Annotated in this window: 17 protein-coding genes and 2 tRNA genes; 7 read left to right on the top strand and 12 right to left on the bottom strand. The window is 34.7% G+C overall.

What is annotated here, in order from left to right; translation table 11 throughout:
* Positions 1–38 precede the first annotated feature (38 nt).
* Positions 39–713 carry an ATP-dependent Clp endopeptidase proteolytic subunit ClpP gene (gene clpP / locus U6A24_RS01330; RefSeq protein ID WP_324178131.1) on the top strand — a complete coding sequence of 225 codons (675 nt, stop codon included), beginning with the start codon at positions 39–41 and terminating at the stop codon, positions 711–713.
* A 178-nt stretch (positions 714–891) separates the two neighbouring features.
* A complete protein-coding gene (clpX, locus tag U6A24_RS01325; RefSeq protein ID WP_324178130.1) occupies positions 892–2,124 on the top strand; it encodes an ATP-dependent Clp protease ATP-binding subunit ClpX in 1,233 nt (410 codons plus the stop codon).
* 86 nt (positions 2,125–2,210) lie between these two features.
* On the opposite strand, the gene U6A24_RS01320 is transcribed toward clpX, so the two are convergent.
* Together U6A24_RS01320 and U6A24_RS01315 are read right to left on the bottom strand one after the other, a co-directional pair.
* Complete coding sequence (locus U6A24_RS01320) at positions 2,211–2,540, bottom strand: hypothetical protein (RefSeq protein WP_324178129.1); 330 nt, start codon at positions 2,538–2,540, stop codon at positions 2,211–2,213.
* A gap of 236 nt (positions 2,541–2,776) precedes the next feature.
* Positions 2,777–4,309 carry a GH3 auxin-responsive promoter family protein gene (locus U6A24_RS01315; RefSeq protein WP_324178128.1) on the bottom strand — a complete coding sequence of 511 codons (1,533 nt, stop codon included), beginning with the start codon at positions 4,307–4,309 and terminating at the stop codon, positions 2,777–2,779.
* Positions 4,310–4,425: 116 nt separating this feature from the next.
* Between U6A24_RS01315 and U6A24_RS01310 the strand changes: the two genes are divergently transcribed.
* Complete coding sequence (locus tag U6A24_RS01310) at positions 4,426–5,220, top strand: DUF2797 domain-containing protein (RefSeq protein WP_324178127.1); 795 nt, start codon at positions 4,426–4,428, stop codon at positions 5,218–5,220.
* Here U6A24_RS01310 and U6A24_RS01305 read toward each other — a convergent pair.
* The 7 genes from U6A24_RS01305 to U6A24_RS01275 form a co-directional block, all read right to left on the bottom strand.
* The gene (locus U6A24_RS01305) at positions 5,217–6,683 is read right to left on the bottom strand and encodes a pyridoxal phosphate-dependent decarboxylase family protein (RefSeq protein ID WP_324178126.1); all 1,467 of its coding nucleotides are present in this window, start codon (positions 6,681–6,683) and stop codon (positions 5,217–5,219) included. The two genes, U6A24_RS01310 and U6A24_RS01305, sit on opposite strands and share 4 nt — an antisense overlap.
* A 208-nt stretch (positions 6,684–6,891) precedes the next feature.
* Positions 6,892–7,410, bottom strand: coding sequence for a LysE family transporter (locus U6A24_RS01300; RefSeq protein WP_324178125.1), 519 nt, complete (start codon positions 7,408–7,410; stop codon positions 6,892–6,894).
* Between the two features lie 121 nt (positions 7,411–7,531).
* On the bottom strand, positions 7,532–7,981 hold the full coding sequence (locus U6A24_RS01295; RefSeq protein ID WP_324178124.1) for a hypothetical protein: 450 nt from the start codon (positions 7,979–7,981) through the stop codon (positions 7,532–7,534).
* A 55-nt stretch (positions 7,982–8,036) separates the two neighbouring features.
* Positions 8,037–9,314 (bottom strand): hypothetical protein, encoded by a 1,278-nt coding sequence (locus U6A24_RS01290; RefSeq protein ID WP_324178123.1) that lies wholly within the window; start codon positions 9,312–9,314, stop codon positions 8,037–8,039.
* A gap of 494 nt (positions 9,315–9,808) precedes the next feature.
* Positions 9,809–10,246: a hypothetical protein gene (locus U6A24_RS01285; RefSeq protein WP_324178122.1), complete on the bottom strand. Its 438-nt coding sequence runs from the start codon at positions 10,244–10,246 to the stop codon at positions 9,809–9,811.
* 146 nt (positions 10,247–10,392) lie between these two features.
* Positions 10,393–13,014 (bottom strand): AsmA-like C-terminal region-containing protein, encoded by a 2,622-nt coding sequence (locus U6A24_RS01280; protein WP_324178121.1) that lies wholly within the window; start codon positions 13,012–13,014, stop codon positions 10,393–10,395.
* 92 nt (positions 13,015–13,106) lie between these two features.
* Positions 13,107–13,814 (bottom strand): queuosine precursor transporter, encoded by a 708-nt coding sequence (locus U6A24_RS01275; RefSeq protein WP_324178120.1) that lies wholly within the window; start codon positions 13,812–13,814, stop codon positions 13,107–13,109.
* 108 nt (positions 13,815–13,922) lie between these two features.
* Between U6A24_RS01275 and folK the strand changes: the two genes are divergently transcribed.
* Positions 13,923–15,050: a 2-amino-4-hydroxy-6-hydroxymethyldihydropteridine diphosphokinase gene (gene folK / locus U6A24_RS01270; RefSeq protein WP_324178119.1), complete on the top strand. Its 1,128-nt coding sequence runs from the start codon at positions 13,923–13,925 to the stop codon at positions 15,048–15,050.
* A gap of 3 nt (positions 15,051–15,053) precedes the next feature.
* Here folK and U6A24_RS01265 read toward each other — a convergent pair whose 3' ends face one another.
* From U6A24_RS01265 to U6A24_RS01255, 3 genes are all read right to left on the bottom strand, one after another.
* Positions 15,054–16,358, bottom strand: coding sequence for a dipeptidase (locus U6A24_RS01265; RefSeq protein WP_324178118.1), 1,305 nt, complete (start codon positions 16,356–16,358; stop codon positions 15,054–15,056).
* A gap of 133 nt (positions 16,359–16,491) precedes the next feature.
* Positions 16,492–18,678 (bottom strand): T9SS-dependent choice-of-anchor J family protein, encoded by a 2,187-nt coding sequence (locus U6A24_RS01260; RefSeq protein WP_324178117.1) that lies wholly within the window; start codon positions 18,676–18,678, stop codon positions 16,492–16,494.
* Between the two features lie 131 nt (positions 18,679–18,809).
* Entirely contained in the window at positions 18,810–19,349 is a 540-nt protein-coding gene (locus tag U6A24_RS01255) for an RNA methyltransferase (protein WP_324178116.1), read from the bottom strand.
* Positions 19,350–19,587: 238 nt separating this feature from the next.
* On the opposite strand from U6A24_RS01255, the gene mutS reads away from it, so the two are divergent.
* From mutS to U6A24_RS01240, 3 genes are all read left to right on the top strand, one after another.
* On the top strand, positions 19,588–22,215 hold the full coding sequence (mutS, locus tag U6A24_RS01250; RefSeq protein ID WP_324178115.1) for a DNA mismatch repair protein MutS: 2,628 nt from the start codon (positions 19,588–19,590) through the stop codon (positions 22,213–22,215).
* A 96-nt stretch (positions 22,216–22,311) separates the two neighbouring features.
* Positions 22,312–22,383 (top strand) — tRNA-Gly (locus U6A24_RS01245).
* 21 nt (positions 22,384–22,404) lie between these two features.
* Positions 22,405–22,489 (top strand) — tRNA-Leu (locus tag U6A24_RS01240).
* Positions 22,490–22,560: the final 71 nt, after the last annotated feature.

Raw genomic sequence — 22,560 nt, 5'->3', positions numbered from 1 at the left:
ATGCCTTTTTTATAAATAAAAATTTCAGAAAAAGAAATATGGATTACGGTAAAGAATTCGAAAAATATGCTACCAAACATCATGGTATTAATAGCAATTACTATAATCAGATTATAAGTAGCATGTACCCGGTTGGTATGACTCCTAATATTATTGAAGAACGTCAAATGAATATTGCAATCTTTGATGTTTTTTCGAGATTAATGATGGATCGTATCATATTCTTAGGTACAGGAATTAATGACCAAGTGGCAAATATTGTACAAGCACAATTGTTATTCCTTGAAAGTGTTGATTCTTCAAAAGACATTCAAATATATATCAACTCACCAGGAGGTAGTGTTTATGCAGGTTTGGGGATTTATGACACCATGCAGTTTATTAAGCCTGATGTAGCTACAATCTGTACAGGTATGGCAGCTTCAATGGGAGCGGTATTGTTATGTGCAGGAGAAAAAGGAAAACGTTCGGGATTACCTCATAGTCGTGTTATGATTCACCAACCTTTGGGAGGAGCTCAAGGACAAGCTAGCGATATCGAAATCACCGCCAGAGAGATTTTAATTTTGAAAGAAGAATTATATAAGATTATTGCAAAGCACTCTGGGCAAACCTATGAAAAGATTTATGAAGATAGTGATAGGGATTATTGGATGAAGGCCGATAAGGCACTTGAGTATGGTATGATCGATGAAATTTTGACTAGGGAGTAGAGTAAATCTTTTTTTATTCGAAAGTTGTGATTTATATTTTCGACTTATCGTAGAATAAGAAATAATAATGAATTTAGCATATTAATAACCAGATATTTCCGTTATATTAATTGCTCAAATTTTGTCTATTTTTTGAGTTATGGCAACTTGGCAAAATTATAATTGAAACTAAATAACTATGGCCAAAGAAGATTTAGAATGCTCTTTTTGTGGGAGAAAAAAGCCTGAGACCAATCTGTTAATTGCAGGTTTGGATGCTCATATTTGTGATCGCTGTATTGTTCAGGCACATGGGATTGTTGTTGAAGAAGCAAAGGATGAAGAAACCGGCGAACTAAGCAGTGAGCTAATGCTACGTAAACCAAAAGCAATCAAAAAGTTTTTGGATGAGTATGTAATCGGACAAGAGTTTACCAAGAAAATAATGTCTGTTGCGGTTTATAATCATTATAAAAGATTGCTCCAGCCTCAAACCGATGACGATATAGAGATTCAAAAAAGTAATATTGTAATGGTTGGTCAAACCGGTACAGGTAAGACTTTAATGGCAAAAACTATTGCCAAAATGCTTAATGTTCCTTTGGCTATTGTAGATGCAACAGTACTTACTGAGGCAGGTTATGTTGGAGAAGATGTAGAGAGTATTTTAACAAGACTACTTCAGGCTGCAGATTATAATCTTGAAAAAGCACAAAGAGGAATTGTATTTATTGATGAAATAGATAAAATTGCTAGAAAAAGTGATAATCCTAGTATTACAAGAGATGTTTCTGGAGAAGGTGTGCAGCAAGCACTTTTAAAACTTTTGGAAGGTACTGTTGTAAATGTTCCGCCAAAAGGAGGGAGAAAACATCCAGATCAAAAATTTATCGAGGTAAACACCGAAAATATTCTTTTTATAGCGGGGGGAGCTTTTGATGGGATAGAGAAGATGATCCAAAAGCGTCTAAACATGCAGGCAGTAGGGTATAGCGCTTCCAAAAGTGAGGATGAGATAGAAAAGGATAATTTACTTCAATATATCATCCCCAAGGATCTAAAAGATTTTGGATTAATTCCAGAAATAATAGGTCGATTACCAGTACTTTCCTATATGAATCCTCTTGATGCTGAAACATTAAGATCTATTCTTACCGCGCCAAAAAATGCTATTATTAAACAGTATAAAAAACTGTTTGAGATGGATAACATTTCTTTCTCTATTACAGAAGGTGCTTTGGAGTATATTGTTGAGAAGGCTATGGAGTACAAATTGGGTGCAAGAGGGCTTAGATCTCTTTGCGAGGCTATTCTTACCGATGCAATGTATGAAATGCCAGAAAGTGAGGATACAGAGTTTAGAGTAACCAAGGACTATGCAGAGAAAAAACTCAATAAATCGACAATTAAAAAACTTAAGGCAGTTTCTTAAAGAAATAAAATTATTAAATAAAAAAGACCTTAGTGCTCGGCACTAAGGTCTTTTTTTGGTTGGAGTAGTTAGAACCAATCTTTAATCTAGTCCGTATAGGATACTCTGTTTCTATTTCTTTTAATAATGTCCTCAGTATTTTTTAAAGCAATGTTGTTACTTTCTTTAAGTTCGATATCAAAGTTGTTTTGTCGAATTAAAGCTTCGTAAAAAGTAACTTTTGAAATTTCGCTATAACAAATATCTTCTTCCATTGCAGTACTTGACATTTGTAAAGTTTCAGAAGTAGTAGTGTTTTTTTCAGAAACTAATGTATTTTCTGTTTTATTATTATGTTCGGTTGTAGTGATGGTTTCTTGCGCGTGAACTCCTATAGTCAGGAATGAAAAAATAAAAAAAGATACAATCGTTTTCATACTTTGGGACTTTGATGAATTTATAACTATCTGGCATCAAATTTAATACGAAAAAAAGAAGGCAAAAAAGGATTTGTTAATTTTTAGATTAAACGCATTTTTTGAACGATGAAATACTGCTTTTTTTGTTAAAAATTATAATTCTTACACACTTTTTTTGCGGTAAAACCGTAATTTAAATATTAAAATCAACTCTAATTTCAAAGAAAAAAGCAAAAAAGGAAACTATATTTTGTCTAAGACGAAAAAGAATTTACTTCGTTAAGTGCAAGTAATTCATCTACATATGTTCTGGTATTTGATAGTCGAGGAATTTTATGTTGACCACCTAATTTATCTTTCATTTTTAGCCAATCATAAAATAATCCTTTTCTTGCTTCTCTTACCTTAAGTATGGTAAGTGTGGTGTCATTGTAACGTTTAGCTTCATAATCACTATTTACATTTTGTAAATTTTGATCAAGAATATGTTTAAACGCATCAATATCGTTTGGTGCTTTTTTAAATTCGATTACCCATTCATGGGCTCCTTTTTCTTTTCCTTGCATGAATATTGGTGCGACAGTATAATCTACAATTTCGCTATTGGTTGCCCTGGTAGCTTTTTGCAGTGCTTCTTCTGCATTTTCGATAATCAATTCTTCTCCGAATACATTGATATGATGTTTGGTTCTGCCCGAAACTTTAATTCTGTAAGGTTTAATAGATGTAAATCGTATGGTGTCACCTATTTTGTATCGCCATAAACCAGCATTAGTGGTAATCACCAACGCATAATTTTTTCCGATTTCTACTTCATTAAGAGGAATTATTTTTTCGTCGGAAGTGCCATAGGCATCCATAGGAATAAATTCATAAAATATTCCGTAGTCTAACATTAATAGTAATTCTGAAGAGTCATTATGGTCCTGAATAGCGAAAAAACCTTCAGAGGCATTATAGATCTCATAATATTTAAAAGAATCTTTCGGTAAAATCTTGGCATATTGATCACGATATGGATCAAAACTTACTCCTCCGTGAAAATAAACTTCAAGGTTGTTCCAGATTTCAAATAAGCTTTCTTTTCGGGTAGCTTCCAATACTTCATTAAGTAGTACCAACATCCAGGAAGGGACACCAGCAAGACTGGTAACGTTTTCCTGAATGGTTTCATTTACTATTGCCTTCATTTTATATTCCCAATCGCTCAGTAATGATATTTCACTACTAGGAGTAGAGCTAAAGTCAGCCCAAAATGGCATATTATCAATAATAATTGCAGATAAATCACCAAAAGAAGTGCCATTTTCTTTATACAACTCTTTGCTTCCTCCAAGGCGTAAACTCTTACCTGTAAAAAGTTGAGAATCCTCATTATTATTAAGGTACATGCATAAAAGATCTTTACCAGCTGCAAAATGGCAATCCTCTAAAGATTCTTGGCTCACCGGAATAAATTTACTTTTTGCACTAGTGGTTCCACTTGATTTGGCAAACCATTTAATAGTAGAGGGCCAAAAAATGTTGTTTTCGCCCAAACGGCTTCTTTCGATCATCGATTCATAGTCTTCATATGATCGTATAGGAACACGTTCTTTAAATTCCTCATAGCTGCGAATAGAGGAAAAGTCGTATTTTTTTCCAAATTCGGTATTCTTTGCAGTCTCCAGTAATACATGCAATAATTCACGTTGAACCTCATTAGGATACTTAAGGAAAAGTTCCATTTGGTGAAACCTTTTTTTTAAGAACCAGCTTGCAATGGAATTAACTAAAGGGATTGGCATTTTTTGATGTATATTTAGGCTCAAATAGTATTTTGCTTACTATTTTTGGTTGTAGTCAACTAAAATAATAAAAATAATTACATTCTATTTAACGGGTGAATTTATAACAAAATTTTATGCAATATCAAGGAGTGCTTACCAAAATGCAAACAGAGATAGGGGACCCTATTCAATATTATCTGGTTTTCGAATCCGATTTTATTCATGTAAATCAGTTGCTTGATAAGAAGCTGCGTATCGAATTTGTCGGGTATGAGTGCCTTGCCTGTAAAGAAAACAAAAAAATATATAGACAGGGATATTGTTATGACGATTTTTATAATCGCCCCGAAGTAGGGGATTGGGTGATGCGCCCAGAGCTAAGCAAGGCACATTTGGGTGTTGAGGATAGGGATTTGGAGTTTGAAAAGAAAGTGCAATTACAACCGCATATCGTCTACCTTGCAAATTCTAGTAATGTTAAAGTAGGGGTAACCAGAAAATCCCAGGTACCTACGCGCTGGATTGATCAAGGAGCTCATGAAGCAATCGAAATTGTAGAGACCCCTAATAGGTATCTTGCGGGTATTACTGAAGTTGCTTTAAAAGAACATGTTTCTGATAAAACCAATTGGCGTAATATGCTTAAAAATGATGTTAAGGATGAGGATCTTATTGTTTTTAAGAATAATCTTAAAAATTTTATACCTGATGAAGTCAAAGAGTACTTCATTGAAAATGGTAAGGAAACAGAATTGCATTTCCCGGTACTGCAATATCCTGATAAGCTAAAAAGCCTCAATCTGGAAAAAACACCTGAATATATGGGTGTTTTGAAAGGGATTAAAGGTCAGTATCTAATCTTTGACGATAATACAGTTTTTAATGTACGTAATAATGAAGGGTACGTGGTTAAACTATCTATAAATTAATTTTTCTGCCTGCTGGTTTCCAAAAGTTGTTCATCGGCATAAATCTCACATTCTTTCAAGGTGTTTTTAATATCTTCGAGCGTGGTTCTTGGATTTATTAAGCACATTCTAAGTACAATTTGGCCTTGTAATACGGTTGTTACTAGCAGTGCTTCTCGAGAAGTAACAATTTTTTTAGAAATATTCTGGTTAATTTGATCTAGTTCTTCCTCTGAAAAACTACTCCCAATAGGATTGTATCTGAAATTAATGATGGCCAATGTGGCTGGTGAAGTTATTTCCCAAAGAACGCTTTTTCGTAGTATGGCTTCAGTTTGTTCTGCCAGATCTAGGTTATAGGTTATAGCACTTTTAAAAGATTTTAAACCAAAAGTTTTTAAAGACATGTAAAACTTTAAAGCTCTAAAACGACGTGTTAATTGTATACCATGATCATAGAAATTAATTTCAGATTCGTTTCCTTCAATATCTCTTAAGTACTCTGGGGTTTCAGTAAAAGTACTACTTAACCAATTATGATTTTTTACAAGCAAACATCCTATTTCATAAGGTTGAAAGAACCATTTATGTGGGTCGACCGTTAATGAGTCGGCTCTTTCAATCCCTTTAAGAAGCTTCTTTCCATTTGGAGATAAAATAGCTGCACCGCCATAGGCACCATCAATATGAAACCACATATTTTCATTTTCACAAATGCCTGCAATTTCATCAAGGGGGTCTATTGTTCCAGTATTTGTAGTTCCTGCCGATGCGATTATACAAAACGGTTGAAGCCCTTCGAGGCGATCTCTAGCGATGATGTTTTTTAATTTATTCATAGAGATCTTGAACTCCATATCGGTGGGAATGATACGAATTTGTTCTTTTTTAAAGCCAATTACTTTGATAGCTTTAATATTGGATGAGTGAGCCTGATCAGAAAGGTAAATAGTAGCTTTAGAAAAATCACTTCCACACTTAATTCTCCTGGCTGTAACAAGAGCAGTCAAATTTGCCATAGAGCCGCCACTTGTGAAAATTCCGCCTCCTTTTTTTGTTGGAAACCCAAAGATCTCTAACAACCAGTTCATGGTTACAATTTCTAATTGTGCTGCAGCTGGAGATGCCGCCCACCCCCCAGAAAAAACATTAAAACCTGTTGCTATAGTATCGGCCATTACACTTATATAATTGCTGGGGCCTGGGACGAAAGAAAACGATTTGGGATGGGATACGATATTGCTATTGGGAATAACTTGGTCCATAACAAAATCCAAAACTTCATTGGCAGGCAAAGGTGTATTGGGGATGCCTTGCATGAGTAACGATTCCATTTCCTCTCGAGAGGCTAATGCAACCGGTTTTTTAATGTTCTGAGTTTCAAAATGATTTACGATATGGTCTATGATCTTATAACCATATTGGCGCATCTCTTCTTTTGGTAAACTTAACGTATAATTATTCTGATTTTCTTTTGAGGTCATCTTATAGCTTTAGGACCTACAAAAATACAATATATACCTATTAATTTACTTGTATAATTCTTTAAAAAAATGGTAATCTTAGAACTTGATAATATTATTCAATCACGAATTGGATACTTTGGAAAATTGAAATTGCGATGAGTGCGACACCAATAATTCTATGAAGTTTTGTCTTAGAACCTTCTTGTTTTTGTGCCATTCGGTTTCCTCATCTTCCATAGAAATATAATGTGGTGATTTTTCCTATATAAATGCCCATGAAAAAGAGGAATAAAGAAGAGATAGAGTTCTGAACGGTGAGCTTAAAAATATATTTGTTAACTAGAGAAATTGCTATGATCCAATAAATGATTACTGGAGGATTTAATATTGCCAATGAAAACCCGGTGAGTAGTTTTGAATCTGATATTTTGATTCTGCGGCGCTTGTTTGGGAGCGTTATTCTATTGGTTAGAAACATGAAATAAACCCCTACCAAGAAGAAAACAACTATAAAAATGACTTGAATCCATCTGTTTTCTTGAAAAAAAGTGGAAAGTTGCAAACTACAATGTAATGCAAAAAGCGCCAAAATTACTTCTCCTACTCCTGCTGCAAGGGCTATGTAAGATGCTTTTTTTACATTTTCTTTTATTGATGTATTAATTACAGCAATATTAACAGCGCCTAGAGGTGCAGCACCTATGATAGCAATTAAAGTCCCAAAAAGAAGATATAATATTGACATGCTTATTTAGTAGTAGTTCATCCTGTTTGCTTACAAAGTAATAAAAATAAGAAAGCGGCAATTGCCGCTTTCTACCCTAAGTAAATCTGATAATTTAAACACATTACAAATTATAATTTTTCTAGAAACTCCCATTAACTCCAATGCGCATTTTTTTAATGATCTCCTCAAAATAGAGGATAGTCCAAATTATTTTTTCGGTATCTGCATATGGAACTAATTCCTCGATAGTTTCCCGGGTGACTTCTAGTCCTTTTTCGGTTGTTTCTTTGTTGTTTTTAAGTATTTTAACATGTCGAGAATCTTCCTTTATACCAATGTCTCTTAATCTTACTCCAGCTTCATTTGTAAGGGATAAAAGAGGTAATACGGTCATAATTTCTTCAACACGATCTTTGTATATCTCAATAAGTTCGCCCTTTTTCATTGCTTCAAGATCCCCTATTGTATGAAATCTGCTAACTTGTTTTTGTTGGTTAAAAAAAACAGCATCATCTATTTTTTGAGCAAGCACCGTATTTGTAATGAAAAGAAAGATAAAACTAAAACCAATTATTGTTTTGAGCATCATAATGTAATCTAAGTTTGGTATGCATTAATGTTTTTAAGAATTGTGTAAAACTTAATTATTGCATAACCATATAAGTGTTTAATGATTTTTTTAATTGAAATTTGGGGTTTACATTGCTCTGTGGATCGTTAAACAATTCTTTTACATCTACAAAGCTCTTGGTAAACCTATTGTATTTAAGAATATCTAATGAAGTCTTTTTCATGGTTTGGTTAGCGACCATAACTCCTTCTCCATGTATATTAAAAAAGCTATTATCCATCATAAATGCCTTTTGAAGAAGGGGTAATGATGTATAGGATTTGTCAAACTTAACTACATCAGAAAATCCAGATATTTTTGAGTTGTGGACATAAATAAGAGCAGAGTTTGTTGCCGAAATTGCTGCCGTAGTATGTTGGTAGTTTGTTTTATCTGATAAATTAACCAATGTTGCATTGGTGATAGTCACATCGGTAACTGCATTTGGTTGGATATACCCTAAATCGCTATTGTAGCCGTCAACTTCAACGGCATAAGATCCTTTTGGGCTGGTAATATAAGGGTGACGTATTGCAATTACATTATCCAAATTACCTTTGAAACCTTCAGAAAGTTGATAATCATCATCTTGAGCTTTTAAAGATATAAGATTTTGCATATTGTTTTTCCCACCATGAAAATTAAACGAATCCTGGCCAGAATAACTTACCATAACATTGTCAATGATTGATGCAGTTCCAATTCCATATAAAGATAAACCATTGGCTCCTTCTTTTCTTTTAGAGGTGTTTCCTGCGAATTCAATTCTTACATGGCTAAATATTGTTGTTTCTTCTTCAGATTGATTACCTCCGTAAATGGAAAACTGTGGCTTGAAATTTCCTTCGATTAAACCGTTTCCAGAAACAGTATTAACTTTTCCAGATCCTGCAATAACTATTCCGCCCCAATCTCCATTACTTCTTGACTTTGGTGCTTTGTTTGATGTAAAAACAATTGGATATGCTTTGGTGCCAGCTGCGATTAGTTTTGATCCTTTGGTTACAATTAGACTTGCAGGGTTTTCGTGATCACAGCGTATTATGGTTCCTTCTTGAATAGTTAGAGAAGCACCATTGATTACATAAACGTCACCAGACATTAAGTATACAACATCATTTCTTAAATAGGTATGATTTGCGATAATATTAGGTAGTTTCTCTTCAGCTTCTGGATAATCAGTTTTATTGGGCGAGAAATTCGTCCATCCTTTTACCCATCGGTCACTATTCTCGTTAAAATTTTGTGCGGTAATTATAAAAGAAGAAAATAGAAATATAAAAGCTGTAAGTAGAGAACATCTTTTTTTCATGATATTTTGTTTTGGGGTTAAAATTTTTGGAGGAAATTTCTTTCTACCAATTTTGGGAACACTAAGTTATGCTAGTTTTGTTAAAGTAGGTTACGTTTTTACCGTAAACTTTGTACGTTTATCGGTATTTTAACTTAATTTAATATAAAATTATAAGTAAAATTCCTACGTGACTATTGTGTATTATGTTGAATATCAAAAAATTAACTAGTGTTTATTTTTTCTATGGAAAGGGTGAACAAAAATTATGCAATGGCAGTTTTTTTAAGAAAAAATGTAATTTTTCCCTGTAATTTGAACGTTTTGGGCTAATTTTTTACAAGTAACGAATGCATTTTTTATTCAAGAAAAGTCAGTTTTTTAACATAATATGTTATTATGTCATACATTATATCATAAAATTAACAATCAAAATTTATTTTATTATGATGTTTATAAATAAGCCTATTTTTATAGACCTGATTAAAAGCGGGTGGTTTTAGTATTAGTAATAACTAAAAATTTCCACTGGCTCCGATCCTTATCTTTTTTATGACTTCTTCAAAGTATAAAATTGCCCAGATGATTTTTTCGGTATCTGCATAGGGTATTAGTTCGGTGATAAGATCATTTGTGTTTTCTAGGGCTTTTAGAGTAGCCTCATGGTGTTTATCCAAAGATTTTAAATTACCCGAGTTTTCTTTGATGCCAATGTCTGATAACTTTACACCAGCTTCATTGGTTAATGCTAGGTAGGGTAGCACTGTTATGATTTCATTAATGCGTTGTTTATAGAGTTTAATTAATTCGCCTTTTTTTAAATCTTCTAGTTCATCAATAGTATGAAACTTACCAATTAAAGTACTTTGATCAAAAAAAACATTTTTTTTGGATTGGCTATAACCTATTGAAACCATAAAAATGGCCAAAATTGTAATATATAAAGATTTCATTACTGAGGGGATTTGATGATTGTGTTATTCAAATTTACTGCATTGTGCTATAAGTACCAGAATCTTTGATAGTAAATTTACCTTTTTACTCAAAAAGATGAGTAAAAAAGAATCTATTAGGTGCCGAAACGAATTGTATTTAGTTTTTAGTTTTGTTTGGTGGTGTCCTTTTTCTTCCCCAAGAATCCACCTAAAATATCTTTGGCAGTATTTTTTAATGCATCCTCTGTTTTTGTAGTTGTAGAATCACCTTTTTTCGAACCACCCAATAAATCTGTAAGAGCTTTTTCACCTTTACTAACCAATTGATCCTTGGCTTTATTCTTTTGTTTATCTACAATTTGTTGGGTAAGTTGTTTTACGGCCTGGGCAGTATTCAGGTTTATTTTGGGATTTGTAAAGTTTCCTGAAATCCCAATAGGAAGTCCTACCGTCATTGTATTTGCTTCTTGATCGTTAAGTTGTGACATTAAACTTCCTACTTGATTTCCTAAATATTTAGCCGGTAGATCCAAAGTCACATTATAACTCATGCTTTGGTCAAAGCCATGTTCTCCTCCTGCCTTAATTTTTATACCCTCTACATCAAATTCAAAAGGTTTTACATGGATCTTTCCGTCATCAAAACTTAAATTGGTCTTGATATCTTTCAAGTTTAACTTGTCTAATTCTACAAAATTAAGTTGATTGTTTAGTTTTGATAATAATGGAGTTTTTGTAGTAGAAACCTGGGCATTCAAAATTTCGGCCAGTGCTTTACCCTTTAACGAAGTTAAAACCGGGGTTAAGTTTTCGTTTAATCTTCCATTTAGATTAATCTGTGTGGTAAGATTACCTGTTAAAGCTCTGGCTATAGGGGCCAACCCTTTGATCAATTCAAGACTATTAAAGGATTGTACGATATCTATTTGGCTTAGATCCAGGGCCATGTCAAAAGTTGGGACTTGAGATTTGGTGGATACATTACCATTAAAAGCCAAACCACCATCAAAAATGTTTGAAGTTACATTTTGAAGATAAGCAGTCTCATCTTTTATTTTTACAGTTCCCTTTGTGTTAAGTAGTTGTAGGTTGTCGTACACTACCTTTTTGGTGTTAAAATTTAATGTAGCATCCAAGAAGGAAGGTATTCTCATGGTTTGATCTTCGACGCCGTCATCATTCGTTTCATTCGTTTCGTCAGGTATTTCTTGTTCGTTCACCATAAAATCACTTACGGCGAATACATTAGAACTAACATCAAAATTTCCTTTTAAGTCTTGTTTTGCAAATAAGAATCCCATCAAATTGGTAATCGTTCCACTAGCCAGAAGATCGGATTGTCCTGTAGTTGCTTGTATTTGATCAAGGGATATAGTTTCCGGATTGAAACTTACATCTGCTTTAGAGATTTTTATTTCATTTGGCATTTCCTTGGAAGCATAGGTGAATCCAGAAATACTAGCTGTTCCAGAGCTTTTCACATTTTGATATTGTTCTTTTTTCAAAGATTGCATATCAAAATGTGTTTTAACATCTGCAGTAACGATACCGTTTAACTTTTCTTCAAGATCAAGTGGATAGGCTTGATTTAGGTTTTGAAGGTTAAGAGTGCCTTTGAGGATCATATCTACAATAATGTTTTTGGTAAGATTGCGTAGACTTCCTTTTGCCGCAAATGAATCTTGGTCTATTTTGAAGGTGAGATTTCCAATTTTGATATAGGTATCATCGACCAAACCGGTTTCATTTTTAATCTGTGTATCAATATTGATGTTTTTAACTCCCTTTGGAAGATCTGGATATTTAAAAGATGCATTGTGTGATACAATAGCAATATCCATTTTAGGGATATACGTATCATCACTTTTTCCTTTAATGAAACCATTAATAGAGAAATCCCCACTTGTTTGAACCCCATCAAGGTTTTTGGTGTACACTTCGGGTATAACCGCTAAAAAGTTTTTGAAATCTGAAGACGGTGTTTTAAAGCTGAGGTCCACATTGGTATGCTTTTCAAACAATTGTACAAATCCGGTAAACTCTAGTGGTAATCGATTAATAAGTGCTTTGTTTTCTTTGAAAGAATATTTTTGATTTTTAAGATCTAATTCTATTTGTGCATCCAGCTGGAGCTTATTTTTATTTAAATATTTTGTGTCATCCAATCCAAAAGAAGCTTTGGTATCCGTATGCGTGTCCAGAATTACTTTATCTCCAGATACAGCCCCATCGCCGTTATGGTTAAGGTGGACCATTTCTAACACAGTTTTGCTTACATCGTCTCTAAATAAGATCTTACTGTCATTGATTTCATAATGTTCGAGTGCAAATGTGAAGTCTCCACTTTCTTCTGTGGCAGGAATTTCTTGTTTGGGCTTTTGTGTTTTTCTGGCGATATCAAAGTTCGAGTTACCCAAAGAATCGGTTTTGATAGCTATATTTGCCTCATCGATTATTACTTTTTGAACATTAATTGCTTCGCTGGCATCTTTGAACAATTCGTTAATAGACATATCCAGAGTTATTCGTTTAGAATATGCAAGGGTATCACCTTCAAAAGGAGCATAATTTATAATTGAAAGATCGTCAATAATTACAGATGCTTGTGGGAAACTGCGAATAAGGCTAATATCAATATTTGCAAAATCTACTTTGGCATTTACATGTTCGTTTACCAAGTAACGTACTTTATCCTGAATGGTCCCTTTGAATAGAAAAGGAATAGAAATAATGCCTATAATTAATAATAAAAGTATGATTCCGAAGATTTTAAGGGCTTTCTTCATGACTTTACGTTAAAAAAGATTATGGTTGTATATAGAAAAACTAAATACAAAGATACTATGTTGCTTTTTTAAAGTTAAGTATTTGTTATAATTTAAATTTCCATAGCTAGCTCGCCTCCTTCTTTCAGGTTAAATCTGCGTCTTAAAAAATACACAGCTACATAAAGTATGGGTGTGTCTAGTGCGGCTACAAGAACTTTAAATAAAAAACCGTTTAGCAGTAATACCCCAAAACGTTCCCATTCAATAATGTCTGCAGAGCATAAAAGCAATAATACGGTGAGTGTATCTATAAATTGGGAAGAAAAAGTTGAGAAATTATTACGCAACCAAAGGTGTTTTCCTTTGGTGATTCTTTTCCAGAAATGAAAAATCTGTATGTCAATGTATTGAGCAAAAAGGTAAGCCATCATAGAGGCAAATACAGCAATGACCGTAGCTCCAAAAACTTTGTCAAAAGTTTCGTCGTTTATAGGAGACCATGAGGTGGCAGGTACAGCTGCCGAAACAGATACAATGATTAGCGAAAAGAACGAAGCAAAAATACCAGCAGTTACAATTTGATTGGCTTTTCGTTTTCCGAAGATTTCACTAATAATATCGGTAATCAAAAATGTTATGGGATAGGGTAATATGCCAACAGAAATTTCAAAAGTGTAAATCCCTAAAAAATCCCAGGAAAAGAATTTCTGAAAAATAAGATTTGAGGCTACCAAAGAAGATATAAAAAGGGCTCCCAAAATTAGATAAATTCGATATGCTACTCTTTGGTCCTTAAGGTTCGATACGATTTCGCTCAAAATGAAATTAGTTAATAATACTTCAACAAAATATAAGGTGAAGTGTTTTTGTTTTGCTTAATTTGCTCCTAAAATAAGGAGTTCTGACCAGAATATAAATACTCAAGCTTGAAAACACCACATCTCATACATATTTCTTTAGGAAGTAATATCGGGGATCGATTAGATTTTATCCAAAATGCGGTTGACGAAATTTATACAACTATAGGAGATGTAACAAAGATTTCTGGAATTTATCAAACACCGGCCTGGGGCTTTGAGAGTGACGATTTCTACAATGCCTGTATTTCTATCAGTACGTTTTATAGAACCGAGGAAGTCTTGGACCGATTGATGGCTATAGAAAAAAAATTGGGCAGAGAAAGAAGCAATGCCGAAGGTTATCAAGCCAGAACTATCGATTTGGATATCATTTTTTCTTCGGAAGGAAATATAACCACCAAAAAACTCACCGTTCCACACCCAGCACTACAAGATCGAAGGTTTGTACTTGCTCCTCTGGCTGATATTGCTGGTGAACTAGAGCATCCTTTACTGAAACAAACTGTGTTTCAATTGTTGGGTAATACTTCAGATAGTGCAGAAGTAACAAAAATTGCGAAAAAGATCATAAGTCCTAAAGAGGAATATTCTTTATCCAAATTTCAATACCTTACGATTGAAGGAAATATTGGAGCTGGTAAAACAAGTCTTGCAAAATTGATTGCCTCCGAGTTTAACGCAAAACTGATCCTAGAACGATTTGCCGACAATCCTTTCTTGCCTAAATTTTATGAAGATATGGAGCGGTATGCTTTTCCGCTAGAAATGTCCTTCTTAGCAGATCGGTATCAACGACTTCAAGAAGATATTGCACAGTATGATCTTTTTAAAGATTTTGTGGTGAGCGATTATGATGTGTTCAAATCTTTGATTTTTGCCAAAGTAACTTTGCAAGAAGAAGAGTTTTTATTGTATAAACGGGTTTTTGACTTGATGTATAGAAATCTCGCAAAACCTGGTTTGTATGTATACTTATACCAAAATACCGAACGACTTCTTGAAAATATCAAAAAAAGAGGCCGAGAATACGAACAGAAAATCCCTGCAGAATACCTGGATAGAATTAATAAAGGATATCTTCAGTTTATAAAATCTCAAACAGAATTTAATGTAAAAATTATTGATGTGTCTGAAAGAGACTTTATATCAAACCGAACCAATTATATTTCAATTTTGGAAGAGATTTGTGGTTAGCCATTAACTTTTTTGAAATTCTTTGGCTACTTTTTGTACTTCGTCCAGTACGCGTAGCAGATTTCCGCTCCATAACTTTTCTATTTCTTCTTCGGTATACCCTCGTTTAACTAATTCTAGGGTAACATTAAAGGTTTCAGAGGCGTCACTCCAACCTTCGATACCGCCACCACCATCAAAATCTGAACTTATTCCTACGTGATCAATGCCAATTTTTTTAACCATATAATCGATATGATTTACAAAATCAGCTACATCAACAGCCGGAGGGAGGTTGGTCATTTTTTTGACTTTTGCTCTTCGAATGGATAGCATCTTCATGTAAAAATCATAATATTTTTCTTTCTCTTCGGTATTTAGTTTGCGTACTTCATGACGTTCTAACCAAGTGACTCCCATAGAATCGGCTATGTTCTTGGCAATAGCAACTAGTTTTTCGTTTCTTTTTTCAAATTTCTCGGTATTCAAGTAAGAAGTAAAAGCAACAGTTTGTACAACTCCACCATTTTCTTTTAACCATTGCAATTGCTCATCATCAAGATTTCGACTATGGTCACAAAGTGCTCTAGCCGAAGAATGAGAAGCGATTATAGGAGCTTTGGAGAGTTCAATCATCTGGCGCATGGATTCTTTTGAAGGGTGTGAAACATCGATCATCATTCCGTATTTATTCATTTCGGCAATTACCTCTTTGCCTAAGTCACTTAGTCCATTATGCAACCAGACGCCATCAGCCTCACCTGTATTCGAATCACAAAGTTGACTATGACCGTTGTGAGATAATGACATATATCGGGCGCCCAGATCATAAAACTTCTTTACGTTACCAATATCTGTGCCTACGGGATACCCATTTTCGATACCTATCATAGCCACTTTTTTTCCTGTTTTATGAATTCTTCTCACATCTTCAGAGGTTAAAGCTATTTCAACTTGATTAGGTGCTATTTCTTCCGTAAGTTTATGAATGGCATTAAATTTTGACATGGCAATTTCATGTGCCTTTTCAAAGCCGACAGGTGTTAATGAGTCTTGCCCTGTGTAAACAATAAACCAGGCAACATCAAGCCCTCCTTTTTTCATTTTTGGAAGTGTTACCTGTGCATCCAAATCTTGGGTGTAATTAATCGAATCGGTAAAATTCTTTACATTAATATCGCAATGTGTATCGAGAGTGATAACCTTATCATGAATTTCTTTTGCTTTGGCAATCAATTGATTTTCCGAAAGGTCTTTTTTTGTAGTGCTTTCTTGTTTGCAAGAAAAAAGAAAAAGCGTAATTAGGGTAAATACTAAGAAGTTCTTCATTTTCGAGTATGGTTGTATGTGAAACTTATCTTGCTTTAAACTTACGAAACAAATTTCAGATGATATCTTAATAAAATAATAACTGCCCAAAAACTAATTTGGGCAGTCGTAACTAACAATTCAAAGGTAAACTCTAATTTTTAACGAGTTTATGGGTGACCTTTTGGTTATTATCTTCTATAATTATAAAATAAACCCCTTTGCGAAGGTTGCCAATATGGTAAGTGATGGTTTCGGTTTTAGAGTTAAAAACATCAATCTTTTTTCCTAGGAAATCGGTAATCGTAATATTTATGGACTCATCTGTTTTTGACGTACGAGGATATTTTATATTTAAAAATCCAGATGTTATTGGGTTTGGGAAAACGCTGATATTTTTAAGAGAAATTTCATGAATATCATCATCGATAATATCGTTCGAGCCAGATGTAATATCAATATTGTCTATGGCCATATCACTTCTATAACTTGATCCAGTTATACCTTTAAGTTGTAGTTTGATTACAGAACCACTATACCCTGATAAACTTACGGTTTTAGAATTCCAGATATTTCCTTGGTCATCACTTTTAGTCCAGATGGTAGTCCACGAAGCTCCATCATCATTAGAGGCTCTTATTTCCAGAGTTCCCATATTGGATCCGTACATGTGATAATCAAAACTAAGTTGTGCATCGGTTTCAGTGGTTAAATCTATACAAGGACTAGTCAATAAAGCTATTTTGTTTGGATATCCGGTGCCGTTACCTGATGCTTCAGTAAATATATAATTGCTTCCGTGTGTTGGTCCCGAAGGTCCTGTATTTGAAGAAGGGGTGGTGTTGCTCTCAAGAGACCAATTGATATCGTCATCGGTTTCCTGAATCCATGACCCAAAATCGGGTTCAAAACTTTTTCTATAAGGAAAACCTGTAATACCATTACAGCTACTGGGAGGATTTGTTGTTGTTGAAGCAATCTTTATATTATCGATAGATAAATCACTTCGCCAACTGCTTCCTGTGGTTCCTTTGAAACGTATTTTGATTACAGCCCCAGAATAAGTGGCAAGATTTACGGTTGCCTGGTTCCAGGTATCACCTTTATTTCCGTTTTGAGACCAAACAGAAGAGTATGAGCTTCCATCGTCTGTGCTAATTAAAACTTCTAGAGTTCCCATATCGGTTCCTAACATGTGATAACCAAATTCTAGTGATAAATCAGTTTCGTTGCTTAAATCGAAACAAGGGCTATCAAGTATAGCTACTTTATTTGGGCTACCGGGTGGAGATACGTTTGTTGAAGCTTCTGTATACAAATAATACGAGCCACTCTGACCTGTCGAAGGTCCGGTACCATTAGAAGGAGTGCCTCCAGAATCTCGTGTCCAATTTATATCATCTCCATTGGCATTGGTCCAATCTGCAAAGCTAGATTCGAAACTTTCGCTGTATGGAAAATTACTGATGTTGGTACATGCCGGAGGGGTTGTTGTGTCCAGTAAATATGCTCTGTCTGATTCTAAAGAAACAATAATAGCATTTTGTTGTTGTTGAGTAAAACCACCGTCTCTACAGCTTTTTCGAGTGTAAGACATTACATTTCTAGTGTCAGGCTGGTATTGATCTCCATTGGCGTCAGTCCCAGAACCCGTATAATTGCAGCTAGAGTTCACCAAACCACTTAATCTGGGATCTGCTGGCGTATCACAAAAAAAATCTCCCGCATTGCTACAATTAGTTCGTTGTACTAATTCTCGTCCATCAGAAGTTGAATGTGTATGAAGTATAGAGAAATAATGCCCTAATTCATGAGAAGATGTAGATCCATTTTGCGAACAGGATGCATCTAATATTGCCCGATTTCCAGTTCCTGGAAACTTAGCAAATCCACATATAGTAGAGCTTCCTGAAGTTACTTCGGTAAAGTAAAAAATATTGATTGCTTCGCTAACTTCATATTGCACTAGTTGGCTATCATTACTTTTGTTAAATGTAGGGTTCCAATTATTGTTATCGAGAAACCTGGTAGGCCCGTACTCATAAAATGAAATATTCATAGATGCGTAGGTGGCATTAAGTTCATCCATAACGTTTTGAATCTCTGTAGCAGAAACAGACGGAGAACTCCCGTTTGATTTACGTGATACATGATGCTGAATTGGTAATGATACTGGAGTAGCCAATGCTTTGGCATTTGAAATTGATGCCAGCCTTTTAAGCATAAAATTACCATAGTCCTTTGGAGGCTCTGCTCCACATTCCTCCTGGGTAAATCCAAGCCGTACGTTACATAACATTAAAAATGTTAGAAATACTACTAATTTTGTGTTTGGTTTCATGAGTTTGTGTGTTTTAGGTTGTGTGTTAAAATCACTTTGGTTGTTATTTATAAAGACGTAGAAAAAAGAAAACACCCTAGTTAGGATGTTTTTTATTGATACAACTTATATGATTTTGAAAGAAATGTATCCTAATTTTGAAGTTTATTAAACAAATCCCAGAGCACGACTCCGGCACTTACAGAAATATTTAAAGAATGTTTGCTTCCGTATTGCGGGATTTCGATAACCGTGTCACTTTCTGACACTACTTCTTGTTGAACACCTTTAACTTCATTTCCAAAAACAATGGCATATCTTTGATTGGGTTCAGGAGTGAAATTGTTTAACATAACTGCATTTTCGGCTTGTTCTATAGAAAGTATTTTGATGTTTTGGGCCTTAAGGGTCTCTATTAATTGTGAGGTGTCTTTTTGATGTTCCCATTCTACAGTATCTGTAGCACCAAGCGCAGTTTTTTGAATATCTTTATGAGGAGGTGTGGCAGTAATACCGCACAAATATATTTTTTGAATCAAAAAAGCATCGGCTGTTCTAAAAACAGACCCGATATTGTTTAGACTTCTGATATTATCCAAAATAATAATCAACGGTGTTTTTTGTGCTGCCTTGAATTCTGCAATGCTTTTACGATCAAGTTCGCTGTTTTTTAGTTTTCTGTTCATTTCCATTGGTGCAAAAGTATTATTTATTGTCATTCTGGCGTAAACCAGAATCTATTAATATGGATCCCAGCCTACGCTGGGATGACATTTTATGAAACTTTATTACAAATATCCACTACCAAACTACCCACTAACTGCTACCCACGAAATAATTGTGAATAAAATTGAATAACTCCTAAGGGTGATATTTCAAAAAAAATAAGAGAATAGCTACTTTAGCATGATTGATAAAATTACAGGCTGAATGGCAGGAAAGAACGGCAAGAAGGTGACCCCATTAATGAAGCAATACAACGCTATAAAAGCTAAGTACCCGGATGCTTTGTTATTATTTAGGGTAGGAGATTTTTACGAAACTTTTGGTGAGGATGCGATTAAAACAGCCGCAATTCTAAATATCGTTTTAACAAAAAGAGGAAACGGTAGTGAGCAGGAAACGGCACTTGCTGGATTTCCGCATCATTCGTTGAATACCTATTTGCCAAAATTGGTTAAAGCGGGTGAGCGTGTTGCTATTTGCGACCAACTAGAAGATCCCAAACAAACCAAAACTATTGTGAAGCGAGGAGTGACCGAGCTTGTAACACCTGGGGTCGCGTTGAATGATGAGGTGTTGCAAAGCAAAACGAATAACTTTTTGTGCGCACTGCATTATGGTAAAAAAGAGATTGGAATTGCCTTTTTGGATGTGTCAACCGGAGAGTTTTTAACAGCACAAGGTGACATAGCACATATGGATAAGCTAATGCAAAACTTTAGCCCTAGTGAAGTGTTAGTGACCAAACCCAAAAAGCAATCTTTTTATAAAGATTTTGGAGAAGATTATCATTCGTTTTTTCTAGAAGATTGGGTTTTTCAAAATGACTATGCCAATGAAACTTTAAATAAACATTTTGGTACAGCATCTTTAAAAGGATTTGGAATTGATCATTTACAAGAAGGTGTTATTGCAGCAGGTGTAATTTTACATTACCTCAGCGAAACCCAGCATCATAAATTACAGCACATCACCTCGATTCAACGCATTGCCGAAGACCAGTATATCTGGATGGATCGTTTTACTATGCGTAATCTGGAATTATATCGTCCTAATGCGGCAAATGCGGTAACCCTTTTGGATGTAGTAGACAAAACTATTTCCCCTATGGGCGGTAGGATACTGAAACGTTGGTTGGCGCTTCCGCTCAAGAATATTGCTGCAATACAGAAGCGTCATGAAGTTGTGCAGTTTTTTATAGATAATCCAGAATTGCATCAAAAAATTCAACATCAAATAAAACAAATTGGAGATATTGAACGATTGATCTCCAAAGTAGCTACAGGAAAAGTGAATCCTCGAGAGGTCATTCAGCTCAAAAATTCACTAGAGGCTATTGTACCTATAAAAGCACAAGCTTCTAATAGTAAAAATGAAGCTTTAAAAGTAATTGGTGATACATTAAATGATTGCGAATTACTGCGTAACAAAATTAAAGAAACCCTTAATGAGGAAGCTCCGGTAAATGTACTCAAGGGGAATACCATTGCTAATGGATATCTAGAGGAGCTGGATGAGTTACGATCTATTGCTTTTTCTGGAAAAGATTATCTCGACAAAATGCTTGAGCGCGAAACTGAAGCTACTGGGATTACTTCTTTAAAAATTGCCTCAAATAATGTATTTGGATATTATATCGAAGTTAGGAATACGCACAAAGATAAAGTACCGGATACATGGATCAGGAAACAAACCTTGGTAAGTGCCGAGCGCTATATTACGGAAGAGCTTAAAGAATATGAAGCTAAAATATTAGGGGCCGAAGAAAAGATACTAGCACTAGAGCAACAACTGTTCAATGATTTAGTGATTTGGATGAATGAGTATATAAAACCAGTACAGCTTAATGCTATGCTAATCGGTCAGTTGGATTGTCTATGTTCTTTTGCTCAATTAGCTCAAGAAAACCAGTATGTACGACCTTTTATTGATGAATCTTTTGATTTGGAAATAAAGAATGGTCGTCATCCAGTAATCGAAAAACAATTACCCCCAGGTGAACAATATATTGCCAATGATGTATTATTAGATAGAGAGCAGCAACAGATTATTATGATTACCGGGCCCAATATGAGTGGTAAATCGGCCATATTGAGGCAAACTGCATTAATTGTATTATTGGCGCAGATGGGATGTTTTGTCCCTGCTGAAGAAGCAAAAATAGGAGTTGTTGATAAAATTTTTACCAGAGTAGGAGCCAGTGATAATATCTCAATGGGTGAATCTACGTTTATGGTAGAAATGAATGAAACAGCAAGTATTCTTAATAACATTTCTGATCGTAGTTTGGTATTGCTCGATGAGATTGGACGAGGTACCAGTACCTATGATGGAATTTCTATTGCCTGGGCCATTAGTGAATATTTACACGAACATCCTGCAAAACCCAAAACATTGTTTGCAACACATTACCATGAATTAAATGAGATGTGCGAAACTTTTGGACGTATCAAAAATTATAATGTATCAGTAAAGGAGTTAAAAGATAATGTGCTTTTTCTGCGTAAACTTGTCCCTGGCGGTAGTGAACATAGTTTTGGAATTCACGTTGCCAAGATGGCGGGAATGCCCCAACAAGTATTGCATAGAGCCAATAAAATGCTAAAAAAGCTTGAGAAATCGCATAGTAGCGAAGAACTTACAGACAAAATAAAAGGAATGCAGGAAGAGGATGAGTTGCAATTAAGCTTCTTTAATTTGGACGATCCTTTACTAGAAGAAATCAAAGAAGAAATTCTGGATATTGATATTGATACACTTACGCCTGTAGAAGCCTTAATGAAGCTAAATGAGATTAAACGTATGTTAACCAGGAAGAAAGCTTCGCCTGCATAATTTTTTTTATTCTTTTTCTAAAAAAGACTTTGGTATTACTAGAATTGTATTAAATTTGCATCCGCAATAACGAATTGCAACGATCATTAAATTACTGCGAAAGTAGCTCAGGGGTAGAGCATCACCTTGCCAAGGTGAGGGTCGCGGGTTCAAATCCCGTCTTTCGCTCTGAGATTATATAAAGTCCATGCTGAAGTGGTGGAATTGGTAGACACGTTGGACTTAAAATCCAATGGCCTGTAAGGCCGTGCGGGTTCAAGTCCCGCCTTCAGTACTTAAAAGGTTCTATATCATTATAGGACCTTTTTTTATTTTGTACATTTTACTCATCCTTTTTTGGTATAT

The organism is Aquimarina gracilis (assembly GCF_035285365.1).
Taxonomy (GTDB): Bacteria; Bacteroidota; Bacteroidia; order Flavobacteriales; family Flavobacteriaceae; genus Aquimarina; species Aquimarina gracilis.
Note: the sequence above shows the minus strand (reverse complement) of the source record. Positions and strands in the feature narration are given on the sequence as shown.

Coding starts and splice junctions, on each gene's coding strand:
- clpP (WP_324178131.1), top strand. CDS start 39: ATGGATTACGGTAAAGAATTCGAAAAATATGCTACCAAACATCATGGT.
- clpX (WP_324178130.1), top strand. CDS start 892: ATGGCCAAAGAAGATTTAGAATGCTCTTTTTGTGGGAGAAAAAAGCCT.
- U6A24_RS01320 (WP_324178129.1), bottom strand. CDS start 2,540: ATGAAAACGATTGTATCTTTTTTTATTTTTTCATTCCTGACTATAGGA.
- U6A24_RS01315 (WP_324178128.1), bottom strand. CDS start 4,309: ATGCCAATCCCTTTAGTTAATTCCATTGCAAGCTGGTTCTTAAAAAAA.
- U6A24_RS01310 (WP_324178127.1), top strand. CDS start 4,426: ATGCAATATCAAGGAGTGCTTACCAAAATGCAAACAGAGATAGGGGAC.
- U6A24_RS01305 (WP_324178126.1), bottom strand. CDS start 6,683: ATGACCTCAAAAGAAAATCAGAATAATTATACGTTAAGTTTACCAAAA.
- U6A24_RS01300 (WP_324178125.1), bottom strand. CDS start 7,410: ATGTCAATATTATATCTTCTTTTTGGGACTTTAATTGCTATCATAGGT.
- U6A24_RS01295 (WP_324178124.1), bottom strand. CDS start 7,981: ATGATGCTCAAAACAATAATTGGTTTTAGTTTTATCTTTCTTTTCATT.
- U6A24_RS01290 (WP_324178123.1), bottom strand. CDS start 9,314: ATGAAAAAAAGATGTTCTCTACTTACAGCTTTTATATTTCTATTTTCT.
- U6A24_RS01285 (WP_324178122.1), bottom strand. CDS start 10,246: ATGAAATCTTTATATATTACAATTTTGGCCATTTTTATGGTTTCAATA.
- U6A24_RS01280 (WP_324178121.1), bottom strand. CDS start 13,014: ATGAAGAAAGCCCTTAAAATCTTCGGAATCATACTTTTATTATTAATT.
- U6A24_RS01265 (WP_324178118.1), bottom strand. CDS start 16,358: ATGAAGAACTTCTTAGTATTTACCCTAATTACGCTTTTTCTTTTTTCT.
- U6A24_RS01260 (WP_324178117.1), bottom strand. CDS start 18,678: ATGAAACCAAACACAAAATTAGTAGTATTTCTAACATTTTTAATGTTA.
- U6A24_RS01255 (WP_324178116.1), bottom strand. CDS start 19,349: ATGGAAATGAACAGAAAACTAAAAAACAGCGAACTTGATCGTAAAAGC.
- mutS (WP_324178115.1), top strand. CDS start 19,588: ATGGCAGGAAAGAACGGCAAGAAGGTGACCCCATTAATGAAGCAATAC.